The organism is Microbacterium sp., from assembly GCF_035277845.1.
Taxonomy (GTDB): Bacteria; Actinomycetota; Actinomycetes; order Actinomycetales; family Microbacteriaceae; genus Microbacterium.
Genome location: NZ_DATEJS010000293.1, coordinates 1 through 5,090, shown reverse-complemented (window position 1 = coordinate 5,090; position 5,090 = coordinate 1). Strand labels below are relative to the sequence as shown.

The following is a 5,090-nucleotide window of genomic DNA, read 5'->3' as shown; positions in this document are numbered from 1 at the left end:
GCGCTCTCCGGCGGGGCGGACTCGCTCGCGCTCGCCGCGGCGGTCGCGTTCGAGGCGCCGAAGCTGGGCCTGCAGGCGGCATCCGTCACCGTCGACCACGGCCTGCAGACGGGATCGGATGCCGTCGCCGCCACGGCCGCGCGGGCCGCCGTGGCCCTCGGCCTGGATGCACAGGTGGTCGAGGTTCAGGTCGCGCACGCCGGCGACGGGACCGAGGCCGCCGCGCGCGACGCCCGCTACGGTGCGCTCTTCGACGCCGCCCGCCGGCTCGGTGCCGTCGCCGTGCTCACCGCGCACACCCTCGACGACCAGGCCGAGACCGTGCTGCTCGGCCTCGCCCGCGGGGCGGGGGCCGCGAGCCTGCAGGGGATGGCCCCGGCCGCCGACCGGGGCGGCATCCTGCTGCTGCGTCCGCTGCTCGGCGTGCGGCGATCCGACACGCTCGCCGCCTGCGCGGCCGAGCACCTCGAACCGTGGCGCGACCCGCACAACGACGACCCGCGGTACGCCCGGGTGCGCGTGCGGCGGACCGTGCTGCCGACGCTCGAGTCGGAGCTGGGACCGGGCATCGCCGAGGCCCTCGCCCGCACGGCGGAGCAGCTCCAGGAGGATGCCGCCGCCTTCGCGGACATGATCGACGAGACCATCGAGGACATCGTCGAGCACGCCGAGGCGGGCATCGCGGTCTCGGCGGTCGCGCTCGCGGCGAACCCGGCCGCGCTGCGGCACCGCATCATCCGCCACGTCGTCGCATCCGAATTCGGCGCGAGCCTCACCCGCACCCAGACCCTCGAGGTCGCCCGTCTCGCCACCGACTGGACCGGTCAGGGCCCCATCGACCTGCCCGGATGCCGCGCCCGCCGGGCCGGCGCGCTCGTCGTCTTCGAGGCGGCCCACCCGCCCCGTCGATGAGCGACGGAGGCGCCCCGTAGAATCGGGGGATGCGCGCGGCCGACATCGCAGATCAGCTCAGCACCGTCCTCGTCACCGAGGAGCAGATCCACGCCAAGCTCGAGGAGATCGCCGCGCAGGTGGCATCCGACTACGAGGGCAAGGACCTGCTGCTGATCGGCGTGCTCAAGGGCGCGGTCATGGTCATGGCGGACTTCGCGCGCGCCCTGCCCCGCACCGTGCCGATGGACTGGATGGCGGTCTCGTCGTACGGGGCCGGAACCCGGTCGAGCGGGGTCGTGCAGATCCGCAAGGACCTCGACACCGACCTGCACGGCAAGCACGTGCTGATCGTCGAGGACATCATCGACTCGGGTCTGACCCTCAGCTGGCTGCTCGAGAACTTCGCATCCCGCGGCGCCGAGTCGGTCGAGGTGTTCGCCCTGCTGCGCAAGCCCGAAGCGGCGAAGGTGCAGGTGGACTGCAAGTACATCGGGTTCGACATCCCGAACGAGTTCGTCGTCGGTTACGGACTCGACTACGCGGAGACCTATCGCAACCTGCGCGACGTCGCCGTGCTCGCTCCGCACGTGTACAGCTGACCTGCCGCCGGGCGGAATCCTTTGTACGCCGTCGGCGAATGCCCAGTCACCCCATGGTGATGCCGCGATACCCTGAATTCACTGCCCGTACCGTCGGGCATGCGACGAAAGGGCTCGGGGGCATCCCCGCACCATGGACTTCAAGAAGATCTCCCGCAACCCGCTGATCTATGTGGCGCTGATCGTGGTGCTGCTGATCGTGGGGTTCTCGCTCATGTCCAGTCTGAGCGGCGCGAAGCAGATCACGACCGAACAGGGTCTGACGCTGCTCAAGAGCGACACCGTCACCAAGGTCACCAACACCGACGGCGACCAGGTCGTCAACATGACGCTGTCCGCCCCCTTCCAGGGCTCCGACCAGGTGCAGTTCTACTACGTCGAGGCGCGTGCGCCCCAGGTGATGCAGGCGATCGACGCCGCGAACCCCAAGGGCGGCTACAACGACATCGTCCCGAAGACCAGCTGGTTCTCGGGCTTCCTGTCGATCGCCATCCCGATGGTGCTGCTCGGCCTGCTCTTCTGGTTCCTGCTGTCCTCCGCGCAGGGCGGCGGCAGCAAGGTCATGCAGTTCGGCAAGTCGCGAGCGAAACTCGTGACCAAGGAGATGCCGCAGGTCACGTTCGGCGACGTCGCCGGGGCGGACGAGGCCATCGAAGAGCTGCAGGAGATCAAGGACTTCCTGAAGGACCCGGCCAAGTTCCAGGCCGTGGGCGCCCGCATCCCGAAGGGCGTGCTGCTGTACGGCCCTCCCGGAACCGGAAAGACGCTGCTCGCGCGCGCCGTCGCCGGTGAGGCCGGCGTGCCCTTCTACTCGATCTCCGGTTCGGACTTCGTCGAGATGTTCGTCGGCGTCGGCGCGAGCCGCGTGCGCGACCTCTTCAACCAGGCCAAGGAGTCGGCCCCCGCGATCATCTTCATCGACGAGATCGACGCCGTCGGACGCCACCGCGGCGCGGGTCTCGGCGGCGGGCACGACGAGCGCGAGCAGACGCTGAACCAGATGCTCGTCGAGATGGACGGCTTCGACCCCAAGGCGAACGTCATCGTGATCGCGGCCACCAACCGCCCCGACATCCTCGACCCGGCGCTGCTGCGCCCGGGCCGCTTCGACCGCCAGATCGGCGTGGACGCCCCAGACCTCAAGGGCCGCCAGAGGATCCTCGAGGTGCACGGCCGCGGCAAGCCGCTCGCCGACTCCGTCGACCTCGAGGTCGTCGCGCGCAAGACGCCGGGCTTCACCGGCGCCGACCTCGCGAACGTGCTGAACGAGGCCGCGCTGCTCACCGCGCGCTCCAACGCCCAGCTCATCGACAACCGCGCCCTGGACGAGGCCATCGACCGCGTGATCGCGGGTCCGCAGCGTCGCACCCGCGTCATGAAGGACAAGGAGAAGCTCATCACCGCGTACCACGAGGGCGGCCACGCCCTCGCTGCGGCGGCGATGAACTACAGCGACCCGGTCACCAAGATCACGATCCTGCCGCGCGGCCGCGCCCTCGGCTACACGATGGTGATGCCGCTCGACGACAAGTACTCCGTCACGCGCAACGAGCTGCAGGACCAGCTGGCCTGGGCCATGGGCGGCCGCGTCGCCGAGGAGATCGTGTTCCACGACCCGACCACGGGTGCGTCGAACGACATCGAGAAGGCGACGAGCATCGCCCGCAAGATGGTCACCGAGTACGGCATGACCACCGCGGTCGGCCCGGTCAAGCTGGGCTCGGCGTCCGGCGAGGTGTTCATGGGACGCGACATGGGTCACGGCCGCGAGTACTCGGAGACGATGGCCGAGCGTGTCGACGGACAGGTGCGCGAGCTCCTCGAGCAGGCGCACAACGAGGCGTACGAGGTGCTCAACGCGAACCGTGAGATCCTCGACAAGCTGGCGCTGGAGCTGCTCGAGAAGGAGACCCTCGACCACCACGAGATCGCCGAGATCTTCAAGGACGTCAAGAAGCTCCCCGAGCGTCCGCAGTGGCTGTCGAGCTCCGAGCGTCCGGTGTCCGCGCTGCCGCCGGTCGCGGTGCCGCGTCGTCCTGAGACGACCGGGATCGCCGCGAACGAGGCCGCGCCCACGCACGAGGCTCCGCGTCACCGCCCCGCCGGCAAGACGCGCCCCGCCACCGCCTGATCCGGCCGCGAACAGGCATCGTGGCCGTCGACCGTGACCGCATCCGCGAGCTGGTGCGGGAACTGCTGATCGCGATCGGCGAGGACCCGGATCGACCGGGTCTCCGCCAGACCCCGACCCGCGTCGCCGACGCGTACGGCGAGTTCTTCGCCGGGGTGGGGGAGGATGCCGCGGCACCGCTCGCGCACACGATCTCGGTGACGCACGGTCCGGCGCCCGACACGCTGCCGTCGGGCGCGGTCATGCTGCGCGACATCCGATTCCGCTCGATGTGCGAGCACCACCTGCTGCCGTTCGCCGGCCGTGCGCACATCGCGTATCTGCCGGGCGAGCAGGTCGTCGGCCTCGGCGCGCTGCCCCGCGTCGTCGACGTGCTCGCCGGACGCCCGCAGGTGCAGGAACGCCTCGGCGAGCAGATCGCCGACACCATCGCAGGCGCTCTCGACGCCCGCGGCGTGCTCGTCGTGCTGGATGCCGTGCACGAGTGCGTGACGATGCGCGGCGGACGCCAGGGGGATGCCTCCACCGTCACGATCGCCGCCCGCGGGGAGCTGGCCGAGCCGGTCGCCCGCGCCGAGCTCATCGCCCTGATCGGAGTCGGTCGTTGAGCAACCGCAGCGAGCCGAAACGGGTCTCCCTCCGGTCGCCCCGCGAGCGCAGCGAGCCGAAACGCGTGTCCCTCCGGTCGTTGAGCGAGCGCAGCGAGACGAAACGCGTGTCCCGATGATCATCATGGGCATCGTCAACGTGACGCCCGACTCCTTCTCGGACGGCGGACGCTATTTCGACGTCGACCGCGCCGTGCAGCACGGGATGCGTCTGCGCGCCGACGGCGCCGGCATCCTCGACGTCGGCGGTGAGTCCACGCGCCCCGGCGCCGCCCGCGTCGGCCTGGTCGAGGAGCAGCGACGGGTGCTGCCGGTGATCGCCGAGCTGGCGGCATCCGGAGCCGTCGTCAGCATTGACACCATGCACGCCGAGACCGCCGCCGCGGCCGTCGGAGCCGGCGCCCGGATCGTCAACGACGTCTCCGGCGGACTCGCCGACCCGGACATGCTCGCCGCCGTCGCCGCCTCCGGCGCCGAGTACGCCATCGGGCACTGGCGCGGGCACTCCGCCGACATGTACGCGCGGGCCGAGTACGTCGACCCGGCGGCCGAGGTCGCCGCCGAGCTCGCCGCGCGCCTGGCGGCCGCCCAGGATGCCGGCATCCCCTCGGAGCGGCTCATCGTCGACCCGGGCATCGGGTTCGGAAAGCGCGGCGACCAGAACTGGGCCGTGCTGCGGGGCCTCGACCGGCTCACGGCGCTGGGCGCGCGGGTGCTCGTCGGCACCAGCCGCAAGCGGTTCCTCACCGAGACCCTCGAGCCCGCCGCCGAGCCGGCGCACGGGCCGGTCGATCAGGCCCGGCGCGACCTCGCGACCGCGGTGACGAGCGTGCTGGCCGCGCGGGCCGGGGCGTGGGG

At 71.3% G+C, this 5,090-nt stretch carries 5 protein-coding genes; all 5 read left to right on the top strand.

Translation table 11 applies throughout. The annotated features are described in order from the left end of the window. Positions 1 to 912: tRNA lysidine(34) synthetase TilS (gene tilS / locus VJR25_RS12845; RefSeq protein WP_324115626.1), on the top strand; the 912-nt coding region annotated here is incomplete at its 5' end. Positions 913 to 941: 29 nt separating this feature from the next. Further along, positions 942 to 1,493, top strand: a complete 552-nt coding sequence (gene hpt / locus VJR25_RS12840; RefSeq protein ID WP_324115625.1) for a hypoxanthine phosphoribosyltransferase — start codon at positions 942 to 944, stop codon at positions 1,491 to 1,493. A gap of 133 nt (positions 1,494 to 1,626) precedes the next feature. After that, positions 1,627 to 3,624, top strand: a complete 1,998-nt coding sequence (gene ftsH / locus VJR25_RS12835) for an ATP-dependent zinc metalloprotease FtsH (protein ID WP_324115624.1) — start codon at positions 1,627 to 1,629, stop codon at positions 3,622 to 3,624. Between the two features lie 20 nt (positions 3,625 to 3,644). Next, complete coding sequence (gene folE, locus VJR25_RS12830; RefSeq protein WP_324115623.1) at positions 3,645 to 4,232, top strand: GTP cyclohydrolase I; 588 nt, start codon at positions 3,645 to 3,647, stop codon at positions 4,230 to 4,232. Between the two features lie 115 nt (positions 4,233 to 4,347). Next, positions 4,348 to 5,090: dihydropteroate synthase (folP, locus tag VJR25_RS12825; RefSeq protein WP_324115622.1), on the top strand; the 743-nt coding region annotated here is incomplete at its 3' end.

What these genes read in the sequence shown, in the direction of transcription:
- ftsH (WP_324115624.1), top strand. Translation starts at nt 1,627, where the DNA reads ATGGACTTCAAGAAGATCTCCCGCAACCCGCTGATCTATGTGGCGCTG.
- hpt (WP_324115625.1), top strand. Translation starts at nt 942, where the DNA reads ATGCGCGCGGCCGACATCGCAGATCAGCTCAGCACCGTCCTCGTCACC.